At 60.8% G+C, this 25,856-nt stretch carries 18 protein-coding genes; 6 read left to right on the forward strand and 12 right to left on the reverse strand.

Going from position 1 to position 25,856, the window contains the following annotated elements; all coding sequences use genetic code 11:
• Window positions 1-354: 354 nt before the first annotated feature.
• Genes VFV96_07840 through VFV96_07850 form a run of 3 tightly spaced genes read right to left on the reverse strand, consistent with a single transcriptional unit; the run spans window position 355 to window position 8,471 of the window.
• Window positions 355-885, reverse strand: a complete 531-nt coding sequence (locus VFV96_07840; protein HEU5070309.1) for a hypothetical protein — start codon at window positions 883-885, stop codon at window positions 355-357.
• Between the two features lie 4 nt (window positions 886-889).
• Window positions 890-7,081 carry a toxin TcdB middle/N-terminal domain-containing protein gene (locus tag VFV96_07845; protein HEU5070310.1) on the reverse strand — a complete coding sequence of 2,064 codons (6,192 nt, stop codon included), beginning with the start codon at window positions 7,079-7,081 and terminating at the stop codon, window positions 890-892.
• 34 nt (window positions 7,082-7,115) lie between these two features.
• Window positions 7,116-8,471 carry a LamG-like jellyroll fold domain-containing protein gene (locus VFV96_07850; protein HEU5070311.1) on the reverse strand — a complete coding sequence of 452 codons (1,356 nt, stop codon included), beginning with the start codon at window positions 8,469-8,471 and terminating at the stop codon, window positions 7,116-7,118.
• 172 nt (window positions 8,472-8,643) lie between these two features.
• Here VFV96_07850 and VFV96_07855 point away from each other — a divergent pair, with 172 nt between their 5' ends.
• Window positions 8,644-8,880 carry a helix-turn-helix transcriptional regulator gene (locus tag VFV96_07855; protein HEU5070312.1) on the forward strand — a complete coding sequence of 79 codons (237 nt, stop codon included), beginning with the start codon at window positions 8,644-8,646 and terminating at the stop codon, window positions 8,878-8,880.
• Window positions 8,881-8,935: 55 nt separating this feature from the next.
• On the opposite strand, the gene VFV96_07860 is transcribed toward VFV96_07855, so the two are convergent.
• Genes VFV96_07860 through VFV96_07875 form a run of 4 tightly spaced genes read right to left on the reverse strand, consistent with a single transcriptional unit; the run spans window position 8,936 to window position 15,654 of the window.
• Window positions 8,936-11,116 (reverse strand): response regulator, encoded by a 2,181-nt coding sequence (locus VFV96_07860; protein HEU5070313.1) that lies wholly within the window; start codon window positions 11,114-11,116, stop codon window positions 8,936-8,938.
• 3 nt (window positions 11,117-11,119) lie between these two features.
• On the reverse strand, window positions 11,120-13,123 hold the full coding sequence (locus tag VFV96_07865; GenBank protein ID HEU5070314.1) for a PAS domain S-box protein: 2,004 nt from the start codon (window positions 13,121-13,123) through the stop codon (window positions 11,120-11,122).
• The gene (locus VFV96_07870) at window positions 13,120-13,710 is read right to left on the reverse strand and encodes a YfiR family protein (GenBank protein ID HEU5070315.1); all 591 of its coding nucleotides are present in this window, start codon (window positions 13,708-13,710) and stop codon (window positions 13,120-13,122) included. Before VFV96_07870 ends, VFV96_07865 begins: the two co-directional genes overlap by 4 nt.
• A gap of 3 nt (window positions 13,711-13,713) precedes the next feature.
• A complete protein-coding gene (locus VFV96_07875) occupies window positions 13,714-15,654 on the reverse strand; it encodes a TonB-dependent receptor (GenBank protein HEU5070316.1) in 1,941 nt (646 codons plus the stop codon).
• A gap of 533 nt (window positions 15,655-16,187) precedes the next feature.
• Here VFV96_07875 and gnd point away from each other — a divergent pair.
• Window positions 16,188-17,660 carry a decarboxylating NADP(+)-dependent phosphogluconate dehydrogenase gene (gene gnd / locus VFV96_07880; GenBank protein ID HEU5070317.1) on the forward strand — a complete coding sequence of 491 codons (1,473 nt, stop codon included), beginning with the start codon at window positions 16,188-16,190 and terminating at the stop codon, window positions 17,658-17,660.
• Between the two features lie 842 nt (window positions 17,661-18,502).
• On the opposite strand, the gene VFV96_07885 is transcribed toward gnd, so the two are convergent.
• The 5 genes from VFV96_07885 to VFV96_07905 form a co-directional block, all read right to left on the reverse strand.
• Window positions 18,503-18,682, reverse strand: a complete 180-nt coding sequence (locus VFV96_07885; GenBank protein HEU5070318.1) for a hypothetical protein — start codon at window positions 18,680-18,682, stop codon at window positions 18,503-18,505.
• A 68-nt stretch (window positions 18,683-18,750) separates the two neighbouring features.
• The gene (locus tag VFV96_07890) at window positions 18,751-18,918 is read right to left on the reverse strand and encodes a hypothetical protein (GenBank protein HEU5070319.1); all 168 of its coding nucleotides are present in this window, start codon (window positions 18,916-18,918) and stop codon (window positions 18,751-18,753) included.
• A gap of 47 nt (window positions 18,919-18,965) precedes the next feature.
• Window positions 18,966-19,157, reverse strand: a complete 192-nt coding sequence (locus tag VFV96_07895; protein ID HEU5070320.1) for a KTSC domain-containing protein — start codon at window positions 19,155-19,157, stop codon at window positions 18,966-18,968.
• A gap of 63 nt (window positions 19,158-19,220) precedes the next feature.
• Window positions 19,221-19,796: a hypothetical protein gene (locus VFV96_07900; protein HEU5070321.1), complete on the reverse strand. Its 576-nt coding sequence runs from the start codon at window positions 19,794-19,796 to the stop codon at window positions 19,221-19,223.
• A gap of 930 nt (window positions 19,797-20,726) precedes the next feature.
• Window positions 20,727-21,140 carry a hypothetical protein gene (locus VFV96_07905; GenBank protein HEU5070322.1) on the reverse strand — a complete coding sequence of 138 codons (414 nt, stop codon included), beginning with the start codon at window positions 21,138-21,140 and terminating at the stop codon, window positions 20,727-20,729.
• A gap of 634 nt (window positions 21,141-21,774) precedes the next feature.
• Here VFV96_07905 and cas5 point away from each other — a divergent pair.
• The 4 genes from cas5 to VFV96_07925 form a co-directional block, all read left to right on the forward strand.
• On the forward strand, window positions 21,775-22,416 hold the full coding sequence (gene cas5, locus VFV96_07910) for a CRISPR-associated protein Cas5 (protein ID HEU5070323.1): 642 nt from the start codon (window positions 21,775-21,777) through the stop codon (window positions 22,414-22,416).
• Window positions 22,409-24,622: a hypothetical protein gene (locus VFV96_07915; GenBank protein ID HEU5070324.1), complete on the forward strand. Its 2,214-nt coding sequence runs from the start codon at window positions 22,409-22,411 to the stop codon at window positions 24,620-24,622. Before cas5 ends, VFV96_07915 begins: the two co-directional genes overlap by 8 nt.
• Before the next feature lie 18 nt (window positions 24,623-24,640).
• Window positions 24,641-25,555 (forward strand): type I CRISPR-associated protein Cas7, encoded by a 915-nt coding sequence (locus VFV96_07920; GenBank protein HEU5070325.1) that lies wholly within the window; start codon window positions 24,641-24,643, stop codon window positions 25,553-25,555.
• Window positions 25,552-25,856, forward strand: a 305-nt coding sequence (locus VFV96_07925) for a hypothetical protein (protein HEU5070326.1), incomplete at its 3' end; no start/stop codon positions are given. The genes VFV96_07920 and VFV96_07925, both read left to right, overlap by 4 nt.

Below are 25,856 nucleotides of genomic sequence, written 5' to 3' on the forward strand. Positions count from 1 at the left end.
TTCGCGGAACGGTATTACAACCGGGAACGGCGCCACAGCGCCCTCGGTTACCAGAGCCCGGTGGACTTTGAACTGCAACTAAACTAAAACACCTATGCGCACCGCCCCTCCAAGGTGTCCATCAAACCGGGTGAGGCCCAAGGCTTGGCTTGCATCGCTCCTTTCGACCGGATTTCACGCACCCAATTCAATTTTCCGGTCGAAATCTTTCACCCTCTGCTCGCCTCGTCCTCACACCCGCTCCCACATGACAGGTTCTTCAGGACCGACTAGTTATTGGCTCTGCAAAGTTCACTCGGGCGCAGGCCCGCCTGTTTCAGCAGTTGGCAAGCGCCTCGCCGTTGGCTGCGGTTTTCATTTCGGCGTGCCCAATTTTAACATCGTAGTGCCCGCGATCGGCAACATTGGAACCCCATTATCATTCAATAGCTTTGCCCCGGGTGTGAAACGGTGGTTGCGAACTCTAATTGACGCTCCATCCGGATGCATTGCAGTCGCTCCAGATTTGGTAATTGAGCGGAGCTCTGCTTGAACCCGCTTCCATGCAACGGGGATTTGCACATCAATTGTGCGACACGCAAGCCATGATTCACCAAGACCATTTGCAGTAAGTCGTCCAACATCCAAATAAAGCGACTTCGGATTCTTCTCACCGAACTCTTTCTGAGTCTCAACGGGCAGGTTTGGTGCAAATTCAGTGAACGCAATCCTCCAAAAGGTGCCATTCCTGATTGCTTCCTCTATATGTTTTCCAAACAACTCTACCGCTTGAAAAGGGGGGAAGCTCATTCCAATTACGTGAATGTCGAAACCGAAACTTATTTTGTTGACGAATTCAGCTAGCTCGTCGGGGGTGGCATGAAATTGTATCGAAATGCTGCTCATAAAACTACTTGTCGTAAGGGACGAACGTTGTGGGCAAACCGCCACGATTATTAAGGTCGTCAAGAGCCTTGACCTCTCGCGTTACAGGAGTCCTGTCGGCTTTAGTCTTTCCAACATTGACGCCTTGTCGGCTGCCGCTGGGTGTTTCATACAATATATCAGGACGGCGAGTTTGCTTGTAGCCACCTGGTGTTTTGATGACTGCTTCTGGAAGCCCCTCGCGTTTACCGCCACCAATTATTATATTGCCATCTGCTTCCAGCTTATCTGCTACTTCCTTGATCTTTATGTTATGCGGTCCTTCCAAGCCAACTTTTGGCCCTCGCTTCAGAAATCCTTCTCCCGCTTCCTCGGCCACACCCTTCGCGACCTGCTTCTCGACGATATGCTCGACTTCCTTGGTTGCCAGCTGGGTGACGGGCTTCGACAAGGTTTTGCCGTCCGGCACCAGGTCTGTCACGCCCAAAATCGTCAGCGACACGCCCATTGTGTAGAGCCGGACGGTTTCCCCCGCGCTCATGCTCGGGTCGTAGCTGGCGTCCGCCGCCGCCTGCAAGACTTCGCGCGCCATCACCAGCGTCGGCTTGTCGAGCGGTTTGGATTTTGCCGCCCGGATGCTGTCGCCAAACTTTTCATTCACATAGGCACCTTGAACACCACCTGTGCGCTGGTCGTAAATCAGGCTCGTCAACTGCGGCGCGTGCCCGCTGGGGTCCGTGTATTTCAGCGGGTTGTTCAGCGCGTAGCTGTAACGGTTGAAGCTTTGCGGATTGCTGAGGTCAGGGATCACCGTGTCGGGCTGGATGAAGCGGGCCAGTTGCGGGTCGTAGTAGCGCGCACCGTAGTAGTAGAGGCCGGTGTCCTCATCCAGCACTTGGCTGGTGTAACGCTTGGAAATTGGGAATGCCGTTGTGCTTTCCGTGAAGCGGTCACGCCCAAATGCAGAATACTCGTGATGTTGTATCCGGTTGCCGTTCCGGTCGGTCAGCACGGAGGTCGAGCGCAGATGGTCGGCGTGGTAATACTCGAAGACGTTCGTGCCGGTTTGGTCAAAGGTGCAGACGGTCTGCCCGCCGGCGAGGATGTGGAACAGCACCTGCCCGTTCTTTTCTTCGTAATTATTGCCGATCCAGACTTGGAGGTTCGTGGCGTTCTGTTTCCAGAGGCGAGTGCCGTCGCCTGCGTAGCCGAAGGTGTTCGTCAAGGTCGTGGTCAGCACAAACTGCAGCCGGTTCTCGGCGTCGTAGTCCAGCCGCTGCGTGCCGCGCACCAGCAGGTTGCCGTTGGCATCGTAGGCATAGTTCACGCCGTTGGCGCTTTTCACCGCGTGCGGCAATCGTGTGCCGTAATTGTAGGTGCCTGCTCCCGCCTCCCCGTTCACCGTCAGGTTGCCGATGGCGTCGAAGCTGAAGTTGATCGTCTGACTGACCGCCGGGCGCGTGAGGGACGTGAGGCGGTGCAGGTCGTCATAGACCAGGCTGCTCAAGCTGGCGGCGGCGGTGTTGGTATAGACTGCATCGGTGATGCCCTTGAGATTGGAGACTTTGTCAAACGTGTAGGTCAAATCCTGCTGCTTGGTCGCGCCCTTGTAGGTGAAGACGCGTTTCAACCGTTTCGAGTTGGCGTAGTAATCGTTGGTCGTGCTGACCCCGTTGCCGAAGTTCGCGCCGAGCGACTGGCCGAGCGCGTTGAACCCCCGGGCCGTCCAGAACACCGTGTTGCTCCCGCCGACCTGCTTTACCTGTGAGAGGTTGCCGCCGGCGTCGAACAGGTTCGTGATGGTCGGGCCGCCGTTGGGATAGACCAGGCCGGTGGCGCGGTCGGCGTTGTCATAACTCATCAAGTTGGTGTAGCTCTGGCCGTTCTTCGTGAGGTAGCGCACCGACTTGAGCACGCGGTCACGAATATCGTAGCTGAACTTCGTCCAGCCCTCGGCATCCACGGTGCGGAAAAGCTGGCCCGCATAGACCGTGTAACCGCCATCGCCCAGGTTGCTGTCGTAGGTGTTGGTGACGCCATACTGGAACGCGCCGCCCCGGGCATACACCTCACGACTGCTCAGCCGGCCCAGCGGATCGTTGTAATTGAACCGCACCAACTGCCCCTTGGCATCTTCCTGCTCGCGCAACCGGCCGGCATAATCGCGGCGGTATTGCCACACGCCCAGGTCCGGGTCCGCCAGCGCGACCAACTGGCCGAGGTCGTTGTAGGCGTATTCAATCTTGTTGTTCGCCTGGTCGGTGATGTTCGTGAGCGAACCCGCCAAGTCGAAGCCGAATGTGGTGGTGTAGTTGCCACCGCTGGTGACTTCCACGATTTGGTTGGTGCGCCCGTAGGCGTCCAGCTTGAACTGCTTCACCTTCCCTTCCTCGTCGGTGCGGACCCTCACCCACGGGTCGGTGCCATCCTGATAGGCCAACACCAGCGAGCCGACCGGAGAGGAAGTGGCGTCGCCGCCGGTCAGGTTGGTGCTGGTGAGCAGGCCGGAACTGAACGTGCCGTTGACCGCCGCCGTGACGTTGGTCAGCCGGGCGGCCGCATCGTAACGGCGCAACGTGCCGATCAACGTGCCGCTGGGTTTCGTAAAGTTGGTGCCGCTGCTGAAGTAGGGCAGCGTCTCGAAGCGCACCGCGCCACGTGGGTCATACACCGTGCTGACCACCCGGAAGCCGTTGGTTTCGGCTTCTTCCCGTGCCTGGATGGTCCGGCCCAGGCCATCGAAGTAGGTCCACGATTCGTGGCCGTTCGTGGCATCCACATCGTCCACCTTGCGCACCCGGATGGAGTTGGTGGAGACCCCGCCAGCCAAACCCAGCCGGTAATCGTAACGGGCGATCCATTGGTTGGCTGGGCCGTTGGGCGTGGTGGAAACATCCGTCTCGGCCGGGCGCAGAAAGGCATCGTAGGCGTTGGCCGTTGCCAGGCCTTTGGCATCCGTGGCGTTGAGCAACTGGCCCGAGCGGGGATCATAACTCATCGTGCTCGTGAACGTGCCGCCCGCCGTTTGGGAAACGGGGAAGGTCTGCGTGCCGCTGTCGTAAACCGTCGTGGTGACGATGCCCGCCTCGTTGGTCGCCGCCATCGGGTTGCCATAGCTGTTGTAACCGTAGCTGTTGGTGGTGAAGGAACCCTCACAGATGCGGTCGCGCTGTTGCGTGAGGCTGCCCGTATCACCATCGTAATCGAACTGCGATTCCCGCAGGATGGCGGTTCCCGCCGCATCCGTTGCCAGCCACGTGCGCGACGGTTTGTCGCGGATGTCCGGGTTCGCCAGCGCGGCAAAGGTGGTGAACTGATACACCGCGTCGCTGCCCACGTCGGTGAAGGTTTCCGTCGCCGCATTCACACTGCTGACTTCGCCAAAGTGAACTTGGTTCGTCAGATTGCCGCTGGCCAGGTCGTAGGCGAACTGTTGCGCGGCGGCGCGGTAGTTGTTGGTGCTGCCCGGGTAATCAAGATCCAGCGTCTGACTGACGAAGGCGAAGTGACTGCCGTAACCGAGGTCAGCGTCCTCGACCTTGTTCAGCGTGAGGGCATACAGCTTGCCATCGCTGCCCCACGTCTCGCTGCGGAACGGCATGCCCCGCTTGGCGAGGCTGGCCGCGCTGTCCTCGTATTCGCCGAATGCAGCGTTGTTCCGCCCACCCGACTGGTGGAACCATTGCACGTTGGTCAGGCCCAGCGGATCGGTGACGCTGACCCGGGCGAAGCCGTTGAACTCGCGCCGGGCGGCGTTCCAATAGCCGCCTTCGTAGGCGTAGCTCGTCGTGTTGCTGGCGTTGAGGCCGTCCGACACCGACACGCTGGCCACGGTGTAAAGCGGGAACGGCAGCAACTGGCGGCTGGTGACGCTGTTGGTTTCGCGGTTGTCGGATTGGGTGGAGGGTTTCCAGGCCACGTTGATGACGCCACCGATGCCATTGCTCACCACGCTCAACAAATCCGGCAGCGGACCTTTGCCCAGCTCCACGGCCAGCCGGTTGTAAACCCCCAGCTGGTAGTCCTCCATCACGTGGTCCGGAATGCCATCGCCGTTGATGTCCAGGAGCCGGGCGCCCGGGCCCTCGATGTCCGTCGAGCCGTAGGTCTGGCTGAAGTAAGGCCCATAAATCACCGGGTAAGCGAAGTTGGTGCCGGTGTTGATTTGCACCAGCCAATTCGTGACTCCTTCGCTCCCACCGATGATTTGCCAGTAACGAAAGAGCCGATCCGGCAAGCCATCGCCATTGATGTCGCGATAGACGCGCTCGTCGTGGTCGTTGATTGCGGCCTGCTCTGGGTAGTGAGTGTAGTAACCGTTGTAGTAGCTCGTGATCAAGCCGCCCCAATACACCGGCGGCTCAAAGCCGGCGCCGTTGTTGAATTCCACAACATAACTGGTGTTGGTTGTTGCAAAACCTCCGCCCGAGTTGGTCACATACATGACCCGGTCCGGCAGGCCATCGCCGTTGAGGTCGAGCAACCTTAACGCGGCGGAATTCAGCGTCTTTCCAAGGGAACCCGCAGAATTGTCATACGTGAGCGGCCCCCAGATGTTGGTAGTGGTAAAGCCTGCGCCGGTGTTGAACTGCACCAGATAGTTTGTGAACGGCGCAAATTGCCGCGCCAACACCCGGTCCGGCAGCCCGTCGCCGTTCAGGTCCAGCATCAGCACGTCGTTGCCGTTTTCCACCGAACGCCAGGTCATGGTGCCAGACCCCGGCACCAGGTTGGTGAACACCACATTCGTCCAGCGGGTGGACGAGACGGACAGCCAGTTGGTGCTGTTGTTCAGTTGCACCACCAGGTTGGTGTAGGGATATGAATACGGCGCCCCCGCGCCAGACGAGAGCGATTCCAGCGGGTCCATCACGCGGTCCGGCAGGCTGTCACCGTTGAGGTCGAGCAGCCGCTGAAATGAACCGTTCAGCGCGTCCCAATCCAGGTTGTTGGCGGTCGTGAGATTGTTGATCTGGTCGGTGTAGGTCTGGATGCTCAACGGGCCGAAGGAGACCGGATTGTCAAACCCGCCCCCGTTGTTGTGCTGCACCCAAAAGTTGGTGTAGGGCGGCAGGGTCGGCACCAGCACCCGGTCCGGCAGGCCGTCGCCGTCCATGTCCAGCGTGTCCGCAACCTGGTGCGCGCTCCCGTCGGAGGCGGACACTTTGTAGTAGAGGGTGGGATCACCGCCCGAGGGCAGATTCAGGTTGGTCCAATACGTCAGGGGCTGGAAACCAAAATTTTGCACCGAGTAGGCGAACGAAACGGGCGGAAGGCTCGCAGTGAGGTTTGTGCCGAAGCGCGTGACGGATTTGAGGAGAGTGCGCGTCGTGTTGGTGGACTGCGCGTAGCTGAGGCGGTTGCTCCACACGAGCTGCCCCGCCGCCTTGTGAACCATCGCATCCAACCGGCGGTTCAGTTCCACCCGGTAGCCGGACAGGTAGCTCACCTTCACGTCGCTGCGCGGGCCGAGGATGAAATCCACGGTGTTCGTATTGGCCAACCCACCGGTGTGACCGTTGTAGCTGATGTTCAGCGGATACAGCGTGCCGGCAACGTTGGTGTAGGCGTAGTCCGCAGTGTCGCCCAGCACGCTTTCCACCCGGGCCAGCGCCCAGCGGTAGGTGCCCGTCCACGCGTTGGAAGACCACCCGCTCTTGGCGTTGCTCATCCGGCTGTTGTTCGTCGAGCCGAAGTAGTAGGCATTCCCGCTCTTGTCGGTCACCTGCCACTGGTTCAAATTCGTCAGGAGTTGAAACCGCAGGAACCCGCCCTCGATCTCCGCCCGGTATTCGTTGTTCGTCAACCGGACCAATGACGCCGCCTGCCCGTTCAGCGAAAACACAAAGCCCTTCGCATCGTCATACGCCGTGAGTGGCGCGCCGTTGGTCCAGGCCACCGGCACACCGCGCTTGGTTTCGCGCTGGATGTAGCCCAAATCCAAATCCCAGCCCACGCCGCACCAGCCGTTGTCGGACGCGCTGTTGTAATACAAGGCCAGCGACGGCTGGCTGCCATGCCGACCCGGAGCCAGTTCCAGCGGCACCTGATACCCAAAACGGCCCGTGAACAAATCGGTTTGAAAATTAAGCTGCCCCGAGGGAGCCGGTGCCGGTGCCTTTTGTGAGGCATCGCCGCCCGTATTTTCACCCGTGCGGGTCGTCTGCGCCAAGGCGCACGCTCCCGTCAGCCAAAGAACCAAAAGAATACGTTGCATGGAAAGATTCGCGGATGGCAGTGGAGGAACAGCGTTACGGCACCGGACAGCACGGGATCGCAATCGCACTGAGCGAGGGGACCGAATTGGCCGTCAACGGCGACAGGCCGGCAATGACTTCGTAATAATCCGACAGCCCGTCGCCGTCGCTGTCGGCGTTGTAGGGATCGGTCTGGGAAACGAGCTTTTCGTAGGCGTCGCTAAGCCCGTCGAAGTCGCTGTCGCGTCCAGTTCCCAAAATCAGGCAGGCCGAAAAGGGCGGCAGGTTGGTCATGGTGTAGACGTTGCAATGATAGCCCTGCCCCAGCCATGCCCAGCCGTAGGCCGGGTCGGAGGGCCCGAGCGCCGCCGTGGCGAACACGTCATACACCAGCCCGTCACCGCCGCCGGCAATTTCAAAGGTGGTGGTCGTCGTCTGGTTGGTCCCGCTGCCGCTCAAGGATGCCGTCACGTTGGTCAGCCACACATCGCTGCTGGTGACACAACTGGGCGCGTTGCCCGCCCATTGCAGATAACCCGGCCCGCTGATGGCATTGAACACCGTCGGCCCGGGCGGAACGGTCGGCGCCGACCCAATCGCGGCCATGACGTTGAAGATGTTGATCGCGTAATTTGGACGGAGGTAGTTGTAAGTCGCCGCCGCCGTCCCGGCGTCCAGCGGGAAATCGTAGGTGTAAAGATCATCAAACACGCCGTGCGCCTGCGCCAAACCGTCGGGGTCGCTGCCAATCCCAAAACCGTTGGTCAGCACTTCTGGTCCCGGGAACACCGTCACCCCGGCTCCGCTGGCCGCCAGTTCACCGTCCAGATACAAGGCCGTGTTCGTGGCGGAATAGGTCAGCGTGAGGTTGTGCCACTCGTTGGTCGCCCAATCAATCGGGGCCGAGAGGTAGGCGGTCATTGCGCCATCGCCACTGTTGGTCTGTGCCCCGAAGTAAAGATTCGTGCCGCCGCTGTCCAGATAGAGACTCCACCAGCCGTAGCTGGCGTTGGTGGTGTAGGCCCCGACTTCGATCAGCCGGCCCCATTCCCCCGGGCCGCTGCCATTCTGGTTCGTCGTGGCCGAGGCCCAGTTTGGCGCGAACCACAGCGATACCGTTCCCACAGCCACCGTCAGGTTGGTCGTGCCGTCGCCCTCCTGCACGCGGTAACGCAGCCACGCTGGGTTGGAACTGTCGAGCCACAGCGAATAGCTCCCAAACACATTGCCCAGGAGGGTGCTTTCAAGGTTGGTAAAGGACAGTGGCGTGTCACCCAGATCACTCTCCCACGTGTTCGTGTCGGCGAACGACCAGGAATTGAGGTTCGTGGGAAACGACCAGCCCCCGTCCAACGGCGGCGGCTCCTGCCCGCGCAACAGCCCGGGAAACAGGCTCAGGAGAATCACCATGAACGGGAGAAACCCTCGCTGCCACCGGCTTTCCGGTGATGGGAGTGTTGCCTTTTGCTTCATGACCTTCCTTCTGATGGATGAAAAACACCCTGATGAATTCTGATTCTCCCACGCACTTTACGACGCATGCGCCGTTTCCGTCAAATTTGATTTTCATGAGAAAAGACGAGTGCCAGAAACCAAATACGCCTCGTCGCTCTTAAAAGAGTTAGGCAGCAACATTCGTCGGAAACGAACGTCAAAGGGTATCACTCAACAAGAACTCGCCGAACTGGCCGATCTGAACATCCGAAACATCCAGCGCATTGAAGCGGGGCAGATAGACATAATTTTCAGCACGTTCGCCCGAATCAAAAAGTCGCTAGACTGTTCTTGGGAAGATTTAATCCCACGCGACTGGCATTAGGGCCACCCCTTCTACTCGCTGGTCAATCACGCGCAGTTTCCCCATTCAAGGCATTTCACCGCGCCGCGCCGGTTTGCACGACCGGCGTGGCCCGGTCATGATCCAGACAGCTGCGGACCGCTTTCAACAGCTTCGACACGTCAAACGGCTTGGGCAGGAAATTGACGCCGACAACCAGCTTGTTGGCGTTCTCCATCAGCTCCTGGCTGTAACCACTCGTGTAGAGCACCTTCAAATCGTTGGTGGGCGTCACCAATTGTCTGGCCAGGCTCGCGCCGCTCATGCCGTTCGGCATCACCATGTCGGTGAGCAGGAGATCAATCTTGCGCGGCGCCGCGTTGGCCACCTTGAGCGCCTCGGGACCATCGCCCGCCTGCAACACGTCGTAGCCCTGATCCTGCAACAGCGTGGTGATGAACTCGCGCAACACCGGTTCGTCCTCGACCACCAAAACCGTTTCCTTCGATTTCGGGGAACCGCCCTCCAGGGGCAGCATGAGCGTTTCCTCGATGCGGACCGCGGGCTTGTCGGTGGCTTCCAGCAGGACGTGGAAGGTCGTGCCGTGCCCCGGCCGCGATTCCACATTCACCCAGCCCTCGTGCTGCTTGATGATGCCATACACCGTGGAGAGGCCGAGCCCCGTGCCCTTGCCCGGCGCCTTGGTCGTGTAAAACGGCTCGAAGATGCGCGACAACACCACGGTGTCCATGCCGCAGCCGTTGTCCGCCACGCTCATCTGCACGAACCGGCCGGGCCGCGCGTCCGGGTGCGTTTGCGCGGCTTCCGGTCCCAGAAACACTTCCCGCGTGGTGATGACGAGCTGGCCGCCCTGCGGCATCGCGTCGCGCGCGTTGACCGCCAGGTTGATGATGATTTGGTCGATGCTGTTCTCGTCCGCGAACACGGCGGGCAGACCCGGCGCGCAATCGTATTCCAACCGGATGGTCTCGCCCAGCAGCCGCTTGAGCATCGCCTGCAGCCGCTCGATCGTGCCGTTCAGACAAATCGGCCGCGGCTGAATGACCTGCTTGCGGCTGAACGCCAGCAGCTGTCGCGTCAATGTCGCCGCGCGATCGGCGGCCATCTTGACCTGCGTGAGCGAATGCACAAACGGCTGGTCCGGCGTGACACGCCCCATCATCAGGCTGGCGTGCCCGTGAATGATGGTCAGCAGATTGTTGAAGTCGTGGGCCACACCGGCCGCGAGCTGCCCGATGGCATCCATCTTCTGCGATTGCCGCAACTGGAGTTCAAGCTTGCGTTGTTCGGTGACGTCCTGCATCGCCACCAGCAGGCAGGTTTCCTCCCCCAGCACCACCGGTTCGATGGAGGCCAGCGTTTCCCGCAGTTCGCCGCCGCGCGGCTGGATGCGCAGGGGAAAATCCCGCACCTGGCCCCGGCGCCGCAGCAGGTCCATCGCCCGCTCACTGTCCTCGGGACGCGCGAGCAGTCCCAGCTCGGCCGCGGAATGCCCCACCACCTCGTCGCGGCTCAAGGCCGTCAGTCGGGTGAAGCTCTCATTGACTTCGAGGTAGGTCTGCGTCGCCGCGTGCATGATGGCCATCGGAATGGCGGAAGCCTTGAAGGCCATTTCGAAGCGATGCTCGGAGCCGCGCAGCTCCATTTCCGTCTGTTCCCGGCGCCGGACCTCCGCGCGCAACTGCTCGTTGGAGGCCACGAGCCGGGCGGTTTGTTCCGCCACCATCCGGTTCAGTTCGGCGAGCCGCAGATTGGCCTGCTGCGTGACGGTCCATTTCTTCGTCATCGCGTGTGCCAGTTGCAGCACCTCGATGTTGTCAAAGGGCTTCTTCAGAATGACGAAATTATCCGAATGCCCGAGGCTGCGGACGATGTCCTCCCATTCATGGTCCGAGTAGGCCGTGCAGATGACCACCTGCAAATCCGGGCTGCGGCCCCACAGATGCCGGATGGTCTCGATGCCGTCCCAGCCCGGGGGCATGCGCACGTCCACGAACGCCATCGCGTAAGGCTGCCCCGCCGCGAGCGCCGCCTCCACCCGTTCCAAGCCCTCCTGGCCCTGGTAGGCGGAATCGATCTGGAACACGCCCAGTTGGACCGGCGGCGCCGCCGGGTCGCCAAACAACTTCAGCTCCGCCGCCGCCAGATCCCCGTCGTCGGTAAGCGGGCACAGAATCTTGCGGATGTCGTCGTGAATGGTCGCATTGTCGTCCACGACGAGGATTCGCTGCACCTTGTTTTGACCCAAAAACGACATGCTTCAATTCTTGGTGGAGGCCGCGGGCAGTTCAAGGGTGAAGGTGGCCCCGCATTCCGGCCCGTCGCTGGCGGCGGTCAACGAACCGCCCAGTTCCCCGGCCGCGATGGCGCCGCTGTGCAGCCCGAAGCCGTGCCCGTTGGCGCGGGTGGTGAACCCGTGGGAAAAAATCCGGGTCAGGTTCTCCTTCGGGATGCCCACCCCATTGTCTTCGACCACGATTTTGACGTTGCCCGAACCATTCTGAAGAACTTTCAACCGCATGAATTTCTCCGCCGCCGCGCCCTCGTCCAGGGCCTGCCGCGCGTTGTGGATCAGGTTGGTCAAAATCTGCAGCACCTTGTGTTTGTCCGCCAGCACGGGCGGCACGTCGGCGAAGTCGCGTTCCACGCGGATGGCCTGGCGTTCCAGGCTGGGCAGGTTCATGCGGAGCGCATCCTCGACCAGTTCGGGCGCGGACAAGGGCTCCGTCAGGCCGCCGACCCGTGCGTAGCTCTGTTGCATCGCCACGATTTCCTTCATGTGTTCGATGTTGGTTTTCAACTGCCGCAACTCGCCCTGCCAGTTCTTTTGTTCCGCCGCCAGATGCTGCGTCACCCGGATCAGGAAATCCGGCAGCAGCCGGCCCTTGTCATCTTCCGTGAGAAACACGCCCAGCCGCGGCAGGTTTTGCTCCAGCAGCGTCACGGCCTGCCGGAGTGACGCGATCCGGGACCGGCCGGCCTGATCGTGCAGCAACTGGGCCGACACGCTCACGCTGTTGAGCACGTTGCCCACGTTGTGCAACACGCCTGTGGCCACTTCGGCCATGCCCGCGGCGCGCGAGGCATCCACCAGTTCCTGGTGCAGCCGCTGCAGCTCGGCATCCGCTTCCTTGCGGGCCGTGATGTCCTCCACGCAGCCCTCGAAATACAGGATGCCGCCGCCCGCATCGCGGATGGCCTTCGCGCTCTCGCGCACCGTGATGATTTTGCCGTCGGCCCGCCGCCAGTGGAGCTCGACCTCGTCCACCCGCCCGGTCCGCTCCAGCTGTTCGCGGAACGCCTCACGTTCCGTCGGGAGCAAGCCCACCTGCTGCGCGGCGTAGCCCGCCACCAGTTCCTCAAAGGTTTTGAATCCCAGCATGGCCAGCAACGCCGGGTTGGCCATCAAAAACCCACCCTGTTGTGCCGAACGGTAGAGCCCGATGGTGGCATTCTCGAACAACGAACGGAACCGCTCCTCGCTCTCGCGCAAGGCGGCTTCGATGCGCTGGCGCTGGGCGACTTCCTTGGCCAGCTTCACGCCGGCTTCCATGCGTTCGACCATCAGGTTGAACGCGTCCGCAAGCTGGCCCACCTCCCCGCCCGCGCCCTTTTCGGCGCGCACGGTGTAATCCTGCTTTTCCCACATGACCTTCGCCGAATCGGCCAGCGACCGGATGGGATCGCTGATGACGCGCTGGGCACGGAGGGTCAGCGCATAGCCCAGCCCCATCGCCCCGAGAAAGGCGAAGGCAAACACGGCCATGAAGCTCTTGAACAGACGCAGATAAATCGGCCCGAAATCCGACACCAGGGTGAAGGTGCCGATGGTCTCGTTGCCCACGCGAATCGGTGACGCCAGCAGCAGATAGGTGTTGCTTACCCACCGGCTTTCCTGGGCCGCCACGGGATGGGCGGGCGGCGCCTGTTGCAGGACAATCTCGACGCGGCCAATTCCGGCGAACTCCTCGCCGTCGGGCAGCCGGATGACCGCCCCGACGACATGCTCCTGCGCCCGCAGGGAATGCATGACCTCCGAGGCCGCGGCGGGATCGCCGAACGACACCGGCCCCGCGCAGTTGGCGGCGATGACCTCGGTCAGGGCCGCGGCATCCCGGCGGAACGAATCCCGCAGGGCAAAACTCAGGAACGCAAACAACACAATGCCCGCCACAAGCATCGTGCCGCAGCAGGAGGCCAGCAGCATGAGCACCAGCTTGCGGTGGACGCCATGGCGCTGGAGGGAGTTCGGCCACCCGATCATGGACCCTCCTTTGGTTTGACCGTGTGAACGATGGTGGCCATCGCCGCAATCTTGGAACTGATTTTCAACTGGGCCCGTTCGGCGGCCTCCAGGTTGACCTCAAACCGGATGTGCTCCCCCTGCTGGACGAAGTTGATGCAACCGCCCTGTTCGGCAAAATGCTCACTCTCGCCCACGGTCAACACGGGCGCGTCGCCGATCTTCTTCAACATGTCCTCCAAATAGCGCGCCCGGGAACGCGCCACAAACACGATGTCGCACGTCTGCAGGTCATCGCCCGGCTTCAGATTCCGCGTCTCGACCGTCTTGCCCTGAACCTGCTTGCCATCCAGCACGGCGGACATCACGGCATACGCCTCGCTGTCCGCCACGATGCCGATGCGGAAGGTGGCGGCGGCGTTCGTCCCGCGCGCGGGCCATTCCACGAACCGGGCAAAGTTGAAGAGGTAGCCCGCCTTGACCTTATACGCGAGCTCCTCGGCGGCCTCATCGGCCCGGCCCCGCGCCGGCGCCAGCAACGCCATCAGCACGAACGCCCACCACAGCGCAAGGCCGGGCCGCGGGCTGATGTGTTTGAGCCACGGCATCGGCTAGAACCTCAGGGTGATTTTCCCAAATATGCCGGGACCGACTTCCGTTCGCTGGGTGGAGACGTAGGTCGGGATGAATTCCCGGTGAAAACCGGCCAGGTTCTGGCCGCCCACGCTGAGTTCCACATGCTCGGAAGGCCGCCACGCCACCCGCACGTCAAACGTCACATACGCGGGAATGCGCCGCGCCTCCGGCGTCAGCCCGGGCATTTCCGCCCCCGCGCCCTTCACCTCATCCACGTAACGCAGCCACGTGTCAAACTCCACATTCTTCGTCACGTCGATGCTGGACCGCAGCGACGCCTGGTAACGCGGGCTGGCGAATCCCGAGTGGATGGGCGCGCCGGTCACCTCGTTGTTTGGCATCTCAAAATCCCCCGTAATAAATGTGAACAGCGTCTGCAGCCGCCACCAGTCCGTGGCCTGCCAGGACGCGGTCAGCTCCGTGCCGTAGGTGGTGCCGTCCCCGCGGTTGTCGATCAGCGACAACGCCTGCGCATACCCCGGCTGGCTAAAATCCAGTTCCGTGGAGGAGCTGCGCAGGTCGTCGTAGAAATTCACAAACGCGGCGGCATCCAGGGAAACCCGTGGCTGCGGCTGCCACCGGTAGCCCAATTCGCACGCCACCAGTTTTTCGGATTGAAAATCAGGGTTGCCCATCACCGACACCAGCGTCGGCAGCGGCGCGCCCGGCGGATTGGGCGGCACGGTGGCCAGGTTGATGCGGCCGTCGTTCTCGATTTGCGACGGCGTGCGCACGGCCCGCGCCACGGACGCCCACAAGGTCTGCCGCGCGTCCGGCGTCCACGCCAGCCGGATGCCCGGTTCGTATTCGAAGCCGGTGTAATCGTTGTGCTCCACCTTGCTGCCCACGGTCAGCCGCAGACGATCGGGCGCCAGCGTGATTTCGTCCTGCGCAAACAGGTTGAAGACCTGGTCCGCCCGGCTCGTGCGGTCGAAGGACACGTTCGGGCCGCCGCGCAGTTCCGACGCACTCAGCCGGTAGCCGCCGCCCCAGACAATTTCGTGGGCCGCCGCCGGGTGAAACCGGTGCCGCGCGTCAAAGTCGTAGGTGTTCCGGTTCTCCCCAACCAGCGACATGTCGATGTGCGAGCGCTCGAAGTAGGTTTGCACGGCGAGGTCGGAATCATCCGTGAACGTGTGCGTCCACCGGCCCAGCACGTTGCCGTCCTGCTGCTTCAACTTCGAATCGAGGGATGTGTTGTAGGGCGGCGTCACGCTCACCTGCGGCACGGTTTGATCCTGCTCCAGCCCGAGCAGATCGCCCTGCACGGTGAAGCGGTTTTGTTCCGTCGGCTCCCAGTCGAGCCGGAACCCGCCCTGCTCCTTCCACCAGGCGTCATTGGCGTCACTGCCATCGGGCGCCTGCAGATTGTCCCACGCGTCATATTTGCCATAGACCCGCAGGAAGGTGTGCTCGGCGAGCTGCACGCCGTAGCGCACGCCGGCCGCAGCGGTGTGCTGCGAGCCGCCGCCGCCGGTGAGCAACAGTCCCTGCGTTTCCCGCGCCGGCTTGCGCACCACGTTGATCACGCCGTTGACCGCGTTCGCGCCCCAGATGGTCCCGCCGGGGCCGCGCACGACTTCGATGCGGTCCAGATCCTCCAGCATCACGTCCTGCGCCTGCCAGAACGTGCCCGAGAACAGCGGCGTGTAAACGCTGCGGCCGTCAATCATCACCAGCAGCTTCTGCGCGAAGAGATCGTTGAACCCGCGCACCGTTACCGCCCAGCGCGCCGAGTCCACCTGTGCCACTTCCGTGCCCGGCGCCAGCCGCAGCGCCTCCGGCAACGTCCCGGCGCCCGACCGGCGAATTTCATCGGCGGTGATGACCGAAACGGCGGCGGGCACTTGCGACAGCCGTTCCGCCTTCTTGGACACCGTGGTCACCTCCACATTCGCCAGTTCCTCCAGCGACATCTGGGTAAAGTCACGGTCAGCCGCGGGAGCATTGGTGACAACGCCCGGTTCCGCGGCATTCACCCGCGGGCCGCTGCCGGGGCAGGCCAGCCAAACGAGCAAGCCACCCAGGCACAGACGGGCCGGATGGCGTAATCCAAAAAATGGCAGACAATTGTGATTCACTGCTTCACTTCTGAGAAAACTGGAGCGTCGAACCGGTTCGCACCGCCGACGCCCCGCAATTTGGCTGGCTTTGCAGGCAAATCTCAGGCCAGCGGTCCTCTAATCCTTGAGAATTCTCTCTCGACGGCTGCTCACCGCTGGCAACCGCGCCTCCGCCACGGTTCCGCGTCAAACGGCCCCGGCCTGGCGCGAAGGGGCCGCCTCAATCCGGGACAAGACTGTCTCAAACCCGGTCACAGCCCGGGCCTGGCGAGTTCCCTTTTTCCAGGGTGTCCTGCCCGAATTTTTCCTTTTGCGCCGGGGTTCTTGGACTAACGTGGTCACGGCTTGCCGCGAGTTCCGCGCGGGCCACCCGGAATTCATTGAACATGCAACCTCAAGGAGACATCGCACTCATCGGTCTGGCCGTCATGGGCCAGAACCTCATTCTCAACATGAACGACCACGGCTTCACCGTCGTGGCCTACAACCGCACCACCGAAAAGGTGGACCACTTTCTCGCCAACGAGGCCAAGGGCACCAAGGTGCTCGGCGCCCACTCGATTGAGGAAATGGTGGCCCAGCTCAAGACGCCCCGCCGCGTCATGATGCTCGTCAAGGCCGGCCAGCCCGTGGATGATTTCATCGAACAGCTCATTCCCCATCTTTCGCCCGGCGACATCATCATCGACGGCGGCAACTCGCTGTTTGAAGACACCAACCGCCGCCAGAAATACGTCGAGAGCAAGGGCCTGCTTTACATCGGCACCGGCGTGTCCGGCGGCGAGGAAGGCGCGCGCCACGGCCCCAGCATCATGCCCGGCGGCAGCCCCGCCGCCTGGCCGCACGTGAAGGACATCTTCCAGGCCGTGTCCGCCAAGGTGGAAGGCAACGTTCCCTGCTGCGACTGGGTGGGCGAACAGGGCGCCGGCCATTACGTCAAGATGGTCCACAACGGCATCGAATACGGCGACATGCAGCTCATCTGCGAGGCCTACAACATCATGAAGCACGGCCTCGGGCTCAGCGCCGACGAGATGCACGAGGTGTTCAAGGAATGGAACAACGGTGAACTCGACAGCTACCTCATCGAGATCACCCGCGACATCCTCGCCCACAAGGACACCGACGGCGCGCCGCTCGTGGACAAGATTCTCGACACCGCCGGCCAGAAAGGCACCGGCAAATGGACCGTCATCAATTCGCAGGACCTCGGCATTCCGATCACGCTGATGGCCGAAGCGGTTTACGCCCGGTGCGTCTCCGCGCTGAAGGATGAACGCGTCAAGGCCGCGCGCAAACTCAAGGGGCCGCGCCCCGCGCTCGGCAGCATTGCCGCGAACCCGGAGAAGAAAAAGGCCTTCATCGCCGACATCATGAGCGCGCTCTACGCCTCGAAGATCGTCAGCTACGCGCAGGGCTACATGCTCATGCGCGCCGCCGCCAAGGAATACAAGTGGAACCTCAACTACGGCGGCATCGCCCTCATGTGGCGCGGCGGCTGCATCATCCGCTCCCGCTTCCTCGGCAAGATCAAGGACGCCTACGACCAGAATCCGAAGCTCTCCAACCTGCTGCTCGACGATTACTTCCGGGGCGAAATCAAGAAGGCGCAAAAAGGCTGGCGCAAGGTGGTGGCCACGGCGGCGCAACGCGGCATTCCGGTGCCCGCCTTCAGCACCGCGCTGGCGTTCTACGACCAATACCGCAGCGCCGTGCTGCCCGCGAATCTGCTCCAGGCGCAGCGCGACTACTTCGGCGCGCATACCTACGAACGCGTGGACCAGCCGCGTGGCGAATTTTTCCACACCAACTGGACCGGCCGCGGCGGCACCACGTCGTCCAGCACCTACAACGTGTAATCGCCAGCCCCTCACCCTGTCCCTCTCCCCATCCGATGGGGAGAGGGTGGCCGCCGGCCGGGTGAGGGGTTGCGGTTTCGAGCACGCGTTCATGCCTTCAGGCGCGGACTTCGGTCCGCGCTTTTTCTTTGGCCGGACGAAGCTCATGCGGTTTGATTTGGTCGGATTTGGTCGGATTCGGACTGCGCCGGCGGGGCCGCGCCCGGGGTTTCCGGCTTCGGCTCCAGCCCAAAAGATCTCGCGCAATCGCTGCTCCCGCTCCTCCGGCGTCACCCAGACCTGGCAGACCCAGTCCCGCACGGCGGGATTCTGGGCCCAGCGCTTGAAATGCTCGACAATCTCCTCCTCGGACTTTTCGCGATCCCGCTCCAGGCGATCCCGCTCCAGTTTGATCCGGGCGGCGCTGTGGTCGCCCCGGCGCATTTCGGCAATGTCCTGACTGAGCGTTCGCAGGGCGCGCAAGTTGCGGCGCAGATCCTCGGTCAGCTCGCCCTGCCAACCCGCCAGCGCCGCCGCGTAGCGGGCGCTGACCACGGTGGACAAATGATCCGCCAGCAAGCCGTTCGTGGCTTCAGTCAATTCGGCGGCGTCGCCGGCCAGTTCGCGCACCTGCTCCAGCGTTTCCTGCCGGGTCTGCCAGTCGAGGAACCCGCCCTGCTTCCACTCCGACAGATTCTGTTCGGTGATGGCGCGCCCTTCAAACTCCCGGGCCAGCACGGCCTGCACTTCGGGCAGCGAGTTCAACCACGCCACCAACTGCACCCCCGGTTCGCCGTCCGACAGACGGCGGTTGAGTTGTCCGCGCAAATTGCGCGGGAGCCGGGCGATTTTTCCTTTGCGGGTCATAACTCGCTTTCTTCAACCACCGATGGACCCGGATGCCCACCGATGGGGTTGGCTGGCCCATTTTCATCCCACAGTTCCCCGAACATCTGGCGGCCGAGGATTTCCAGGCGCCAGGCGTGCGACGCGGCGTCCGTCTGCGCGGCCAACCGCCGGTCAATCCGTTCAAGTGCGTTCATGGGCTTGTTGTGTTTTGCAGTCCGTCGTTTCATCTGGGTTAACCGGTGTTTATCCGTGGTTAAAAATCTCAATCCGGAATCTTGCCCTCGCCGGATGGTGGGACGCGATCCACATCGCCAAACAGAGCCATGCGCAGCAGGCGGATTTTGTGTGAATTGTTGGAAACCGTGTTTCGCTCCAGCGCGGCGTCCAGCCTTTCCACCGCCACGCGATAAGGCGAACGGGCAGCGAACAAAGTTCCCCTCCTTGGAGGGGTCAGGGGTGGGTGGCGATGACTGTTCATCAATACCTCCCCCGAATTCTGCGGTTGTAATAACCGCCCTTGGAAGCCGCGCGCATCAAGCCGACATAAATCGCATGCGGCACGTGGCGATGAACGTAGGGAGTGTCGCTCGTGTGAAACAGCACGGCGAGGTTCTGGCCGTCGTAGCCGACGGCCTGAATCGAACTGGACTTAACGGGTATCAAGTTCATGGTCTCATGCTATGCGGCGTGTGATTGGCTGTCATTCCGACGGACGTTCCGATTTGTTCCGATTCATCGGACGCCGAGCAGAGAGATGAATCCCCGTCGGCGCGTGTCAAAGAGTTGTTTGTATTCGGCGCGCAGGCCAAGGTCATCGAAGACTTTACAGGGATGCCGATAGCCGCCAAAGGCTTGTTCCAGTGCATCGTCATTGGTGCTCAGTGCGGCAAGCCCTCGTTCATGGGCCGCATGAACAGTCGAGAATATCAGGCAAGCGGCACCCCGCAGAGTGATCCAGTCGGGCGTGCCTCTCCGCCGGATGTGCCGGAATTGGCGGTCGTGCTCCCAACCGCAGACCGGACACCTTTCAGGTCCGGCTGCTTCCAGTTTGAACTCGGTAATAACCCCTTCCTTCGCCAGGCTGCACAGCAGGTGCATGATATTCGCCTGTGCTTTCTCATGATTCGCGCAAGGCGAAGGAACGGCCAAGGTGGCAGAAATCTTTAGCGACACCGCCCCGGGTATGGCCGGGAAGACCGGGGCGGTCATCATTCCCGCAGCGGGTGTGGACGGCTTTACCAAGGAGCCGATTTCTGGCGGGGTTGGGGTTACCCCGCCATTCAGCTTCGGCGCCTGGACAGTGCTCACTTGCACGTGATCACCGTAACAGGTGCAAAATCAAGAAATGCTGCTCGCCATTATTATTTTAAGGACAAACGGTTGGGCCATAAATGTGATTTATGGCATTCTTCTGCCGACCGGCTGCCGGGGTGCTGCAAGGGTCCTGCAACGGTTCTGCAGGAATTTGGTCCGATTTATCGTGTCAAGAGGGTCTGACGCACTTTTTCCAAACTTTTTCGCGGCACCTGCCAGCGCCCGGAGTTCGCACCCGGCGGGATTGCCTCAAGCTCGCCCGTGCGAAGCATTTGCCGCACCCGGGTGACCGACATGTTTGGCATCCCCCATCTCCCCATCACCTCTGCTGCGGCCCGCGTAGAAAAGAGCGGGACATTGGGCAACGCTGGCAACCGCTTCTGAACAATGATGGTTCCGTAGTAAACATTGGACCAGGCTGATTTTGTAATCTCCCAACGGCACCGGGTTCGCCGCCGCCCCAGACGACTCCATTGCCTGTAATTTATTGCCTTCACGATCAGGGACGGATGGCACCCCACCAAGGCAGCCAGTTCCTTTGGAGACAGCGCCTTCCTGTCTTTGGGCCAGTGGAATCGGGCGTTGCTGAGTTTTTGAAAGGGAAACGGATACCGCTTTGTTTTACGAATAAATCGCTCAGTGTAATTGTGAGGCTCATAAGGCTCAGCCCGAATGCTTAACCAAGCAAGAAACCGCTCAAGCTCAGCATGACTGATTTTGGAAGTCCTTTTGTCGCAGATTAAGTGTCCAAGCCGAAGCCAGTCACGCACCGGTTGAGTGGAGACGCCGAGCAGTCGGGCAGTCTGGCGCAGACTCAGATACCGCTGGGGCAATGATGCGAGACGTTGTCTTACCGCATCCGCCCTACGCTTGATCCTCCACGCTATCGGCCCCCGCTTCCACGGTAATCTGGCCCGCCCCATATTACCGAATCCATTCAACCCCGCTCAGCTTTTGGAGCGCTTGGAGAAATTGTCCGAACGCGCTTTCGCGGGAATATTCCGGGCCATTGCCGCCGGGATAACAGTTGCTCCCCGCCGATGCGACGGCCCGGCCATCATGTCGCAATTCCAGCTGCCAGTCGATGCCATCCAGCACCCCCGGATCCGGATAATCCCGTTCCCAATGCCACACGCCGATGCGATCCAGCGCGGACCAGAACGCCGCCCATTCGTCAGGGGTCGGATTTAGGCGGCGCCGTTTCATCGTTTCGAGACATCCGGCCTGGAACGTGGCATACGTGAGTTTGCCCCGTGACCATCGCAACTCATGCCGGTGGCCGAAACAGCCACCGATGCTGAACCGTAGGATGTCGGACACCTGAGACCTTTGTTCCATTCTATGAAGCTCCCCTGAACATCCCGCCCGGGCGATGAATATTGTCCCCATGGCCGTTGCCGCCCATCGCAACGAACTCATGTGCCCTGCCAGCTTGCCATGCAAAGCGAACCTCCTTTGCATGGCCGTTGCCGCCCATCGCAACGAACTCATGTGCCAGCCTCATGCCGGCCACCCGATTCACGCCAGACGCGACCCGGTCAGTTTCTCCAAGAACTGACGTGGAGAACCGAAATCCCGCTGGCTCACCCCGTAATTGTCTCACCCCCCGTGTTGGAATCAAGGCCATGAATAACGCCCCCAGAGAGCACGCGCGACGGGTGTGTGCCGGTTCGCACCGACTGAGCACCCCAACCGGCACGAGGGTCGGAACAACGACAGCTTCGCCGCGCAGACGACCGGATGCCATGCCTCCCCCTGCCACCGGTGGATTTCAAGGAAAATCACAATTCAACCTTGAGCCCTTTGCGTGAGGCGAACACACTAGCAGCCTCCCCACGGAGGATAAGCAGGGGCGCACGGACCATGGACTACTACGCGCACACGGCGGAAGGACCGGATGGAAATCCCGATCCCAACTGTCACCATTGGTATCCGCACAGCGGCCGTCTCCGCATCCCGCTGATTTCACCAAATGACGCCTGACAAAGCCATGAAACCCTATCCCATCCAACTCGAAATCTCCGGCCCCACCGCCATGTGGACCCGGCCGGACACAGGCTCGTCGCCCGTGTCCTACGTTGCGCCCACGTTCAGCGCGGTGAAGGGCATCTTTGAATCCGTGCTGCGCTGGAAATCGGTGAATGTGCGGCCTACCAAGGTCGAGATTTGCGCCCCGTTGCAATTCCATCGTTACACCACGAATTACGGCGGGCCGCTCCGTGCCAGCGACGCGATGAACAAGGGTGCATCGTTCCAGTTTTACACCGTCGTGCTGGTCAATGTGTGCTACCGGCTTTACGCGCAAGCCGAGTTTGCCGGGCATCACGACAGCACCACCTGGCCGCCGCACGCTTATCACGATGTCTTCAATCGCGCCTTGGATCGCGGGCAATGGTTTTACACGCCCTGTCTGGGCTGGAAGGAATTCGCCCCGGACTATGTCGGTGCGTTCCGCCCGGAAACGCGCGTCTGCGAAATTGAGAATCACGAACTGCCCACCATGCTGAAAATGGTCTTCGATCAAATGCAAAACGGACAGAAGCGCGCGACGTATTACAACAAGCGCAATCACGCCAACCTCCGCGTCGAGAAAGGAGTTCTCACCTATGCTTAATGAACTTTCGCAAGTGGCGGATTCGCTGGAGCGGCTTGGAACGGTAGCACCATCACGTCATCCGCGAATCAATCCGATGGGGAAGAACAGAGATTTGCTTGTCGTTTCGCTGGACGACGCTGGCAACCCTTCCCGCATCGAGGTTCTGCCCGGAGAAACTGCCGCAAACTTGTTTCGTGTCGAACATGGTTCAGCCGGTTCGAGCTTTCCCGGGTTCAACATCCCAACGCCGCTCCGCCGATTTGATGACGCTTCCGCAGACGCACTCAAGCCCGCCGTTGAGAATCTGCTCGCGCTGGGAAAGAACAAGAGTTCTAGCACCGCAGAAATCAAAGAGTCCATTCGTGCTCTGTTCACGCTTTCCAAGGCCCAGACTTTCAGTCCAAGCCAGAAGAAGCAGTTTCAACGATCATGTTCCGAGTTGGTTTCAGAACTCGCCGAGCTGTTGCCCCGTGAACTGGCCGGTTTGAAAAACTTTACGACGCTGCTGGAAATGCTCGTCAAATCGAAACTCACGTTGCCTTCCTTCACCGGGTCGCTGGCGGGTTTGATGGTGGATCAGAACGCCGAGTTTGACCGCAGGCAACTGCTGCTGTTTCAGGAAATTCTGTTTGGGACACTCGATTGGAAAAAGCGCCCGCAGGAAATTGCCTCGCCTGACTTCTGGAAGGAGAAGGTCAAGCAGGACAAGAACGCCAATCAATCCGTCTATCTCGATCTGGTGTCTTCCGACATCACTTGTTGCAGGGTTGCCCATTCAGAGACGAGCACACTGATCAATGCGGCTCTCATCCAGACGCAATCAAACGCCGTCGCAGGTGAGCCGAAGCAAAGTGGTTTGATGGAGGATGCTTTCGGGGAAACCGCAGAGTTACAGGACAAATTCCCCGCCGGGCCGAAAGTTGCAGAGCTTGGGAACGTGAAACTGTTTTCGGTTAATACCAACGAGGTGCAGGCGTTGCAGCGGTATGGTTTCAAAGGCTCTCAATCATTTCCTGTCTCGTCGTCGCGAGTTCAGAAGATGAGCGACGCGCTCCTTTACCTCGCCAGCGAGGACAAGCGCGGCGTCACCTGCCGGGCGATACCCAGTGCGCAACCCGACAAGCGCGACTTGCTCGTTGCCTATCTGGAAGGTGAGCCGGAAGGCCGCGCGCAACTGGCTGAAATGTTCGGCGGCGATGCCAACTCATTTTCGGACGCCGATTTCGAGTCTATTGCCCAGCCGGTTTTGGAAATGCTTGAGGGTAAAGTGGCGGCCAACCCCAACCTCAATGTCCGGTTGCTGGCATTCTGCCCGATAGACAAGGCCAAGAAACAAATCAGCCTCAACCGCACCCTGCGTGTGCGGGATGTCATTCGGGCAGCGCGGGATTGGGAAGCCGGCGCACGCAACGTGCCTCAAGTGTCGGTCTGGTTTTACGACAAGAACACGAAGCAATCCGTTTTCCGGTCACACACCGCGCCATGCCCGCTTGAATTGGCATCGGTCGTCAATCGCGTCTGGAGTGCGGATGCAAAAAGCGGTTTCAGTTCCACCTATCAACGGGCTTTGTCGGCTGGCGATGCTTACGATGTGTTCCTGGCGGACGCGCCGCTTGCGCGGCAGAAGGCGCAGTTCACCATGGAATTGCTCCTAACGCGAATGAGCAGTGTTCTCGCGGCGCTCGCTCGGGCAAAGGCAAATCGCAAATGGACCGACCTTGGCGACGTCGTTCGCTGGCAGTCCGTCAAGGCAATCGCTCTCCTCGGAATTCTCCTTCGTCAACAAAACCAACAATGCTCCGAATTTATGAAAGAACCCGTCTATCAACTCGGCCAGCTTCTCGCGCTGGCAGACTCACTCCATCAACAATACTGCAAGCATGTGCGCGGTGATGAAACGCCGTCGCAGCTCATCGGCAACGCCCTGTTCAACACCGCCCTTGAACAGCCGGTGTTCGCGCTGGCCCGATTGGCCGAGCGGTTGGCTCCGTATCAGGCATGGGCGAAGACGTTCAAGAACAGCGACCCGAACGTGAAATCAGGCTGGGAGAAAGTCCTGCTCAAACTGCTGCGGGATTGTGCCGGGCGTTTCATTGAGGATGTGGACGGAATTGTCCGCATCCGCGCCGACGAACTTCCACCACGAATGACCGACCTCGACAAGGCGAAGCTGCTGCTTGGCTACCTGGCCGACATTCAGAATCCCAAATCGGAAGAAAATTAACCACTAACTCAAATCAATATGAGCAACAAACAAGACAACAACCTCGTTCCCCGCATCACTGGACTCCTGATTTTGGAAGTCCGCAAATCCAATCCCAACGGCGATCCCGAACGCGAGAGTTCCCCGCGCCAACGTCCGGATGGCAAAGGCGAAGTTTCGCCTGTGTCCGTGAAGCGAAAGCTCCGCGATCTCGTTCTCGAAAAGGAAGGCGTCGTCTGGAGTGAAACAAAGGCGTCACTCGGTCTGTCTGATGACAGTTTCCAAATCCTGGAGAGCCGGGGACGCAACCGAGATGAGATCAAAAAGAAAATGGAACCGAAGGACGGCAAGATCGGTCAGGGTTTCATTGATGCCTACTGGGACGGACGACTTTTCGGTAACACGTTTCTGGAGGAAGGTGGAGCGGACACCATTCGCGCTGGGGTTGCCCATTTCGGCGTCGGTGTTTCCATTGCTCCAATTGACATCGAGTTCTCGACCTGGACCAGCAAGTCCGGCGTCGAAGCCGGAAAAGACCGTGGCATGGCTCCGATGGCGTTTCGTGTCGTGAAGCATGGTCTGTATGCCGTTCCGTTTTTTGTGAACCCGAACCAAGCGCACAAGACTGGATGCACGAAGCAGGACGTGGATTTGATGCTACACCTGCTCAAACACACCTACGCCAGCACCCGCTCGGTTGTCCGCTCAATGGTTGAAGTCGTCCACGCCCACACACTCACCCACAAGAGCCGCGCAGGCTCGGTTTCTGACTTCGCGTTTATTGACGCCCTCATGCCCAAGAAGCTCGGCGACCCAGCAAAGCCTTCTGAATCGTTGACGGACTATCAGATTCCCACCTGGAAAGACGTTGCGGATTTGGAGACGCGCCCGGGTAGTGGAAAGAAGTTCAAGGATTGTTGCGAAGCCGACGGCTACCACGACTACGCCTTGTGAGCGAAACCACGACCACGCTTGAACCGCTGGCCCACAGCGCCCGCGATGGCGCACCGCAGCAGTCGTATTGTGAGCATGTGGGCAATGTCCTTCGCGATGCTAAGGCGTTTGCTGACATAGCGGCGGCGTTTTCACCAAAGCAGCGCGGGGCGTTCGTGGCGATAGTTGAGTCGGCTGCGGCTTACCACGATCTCGGCAAGTTGGACGAGGTGTTTCAAGATGTCCTGCGCCACAACCGCCGGACAAATCGTGGCTTCAATCACGTTGATGCGGGCACGGCTTACTTGTTGCGGCAAAAGGC

It is taken from the genome of Verrucomicrobiia bacterium (genome assembly GCA_035765895.1).
Lineage (GTDB): Bacteria > Verrucomicrobiota > Verrucomicrobiia > Limisphaerales > DSYF01 > DSYF01.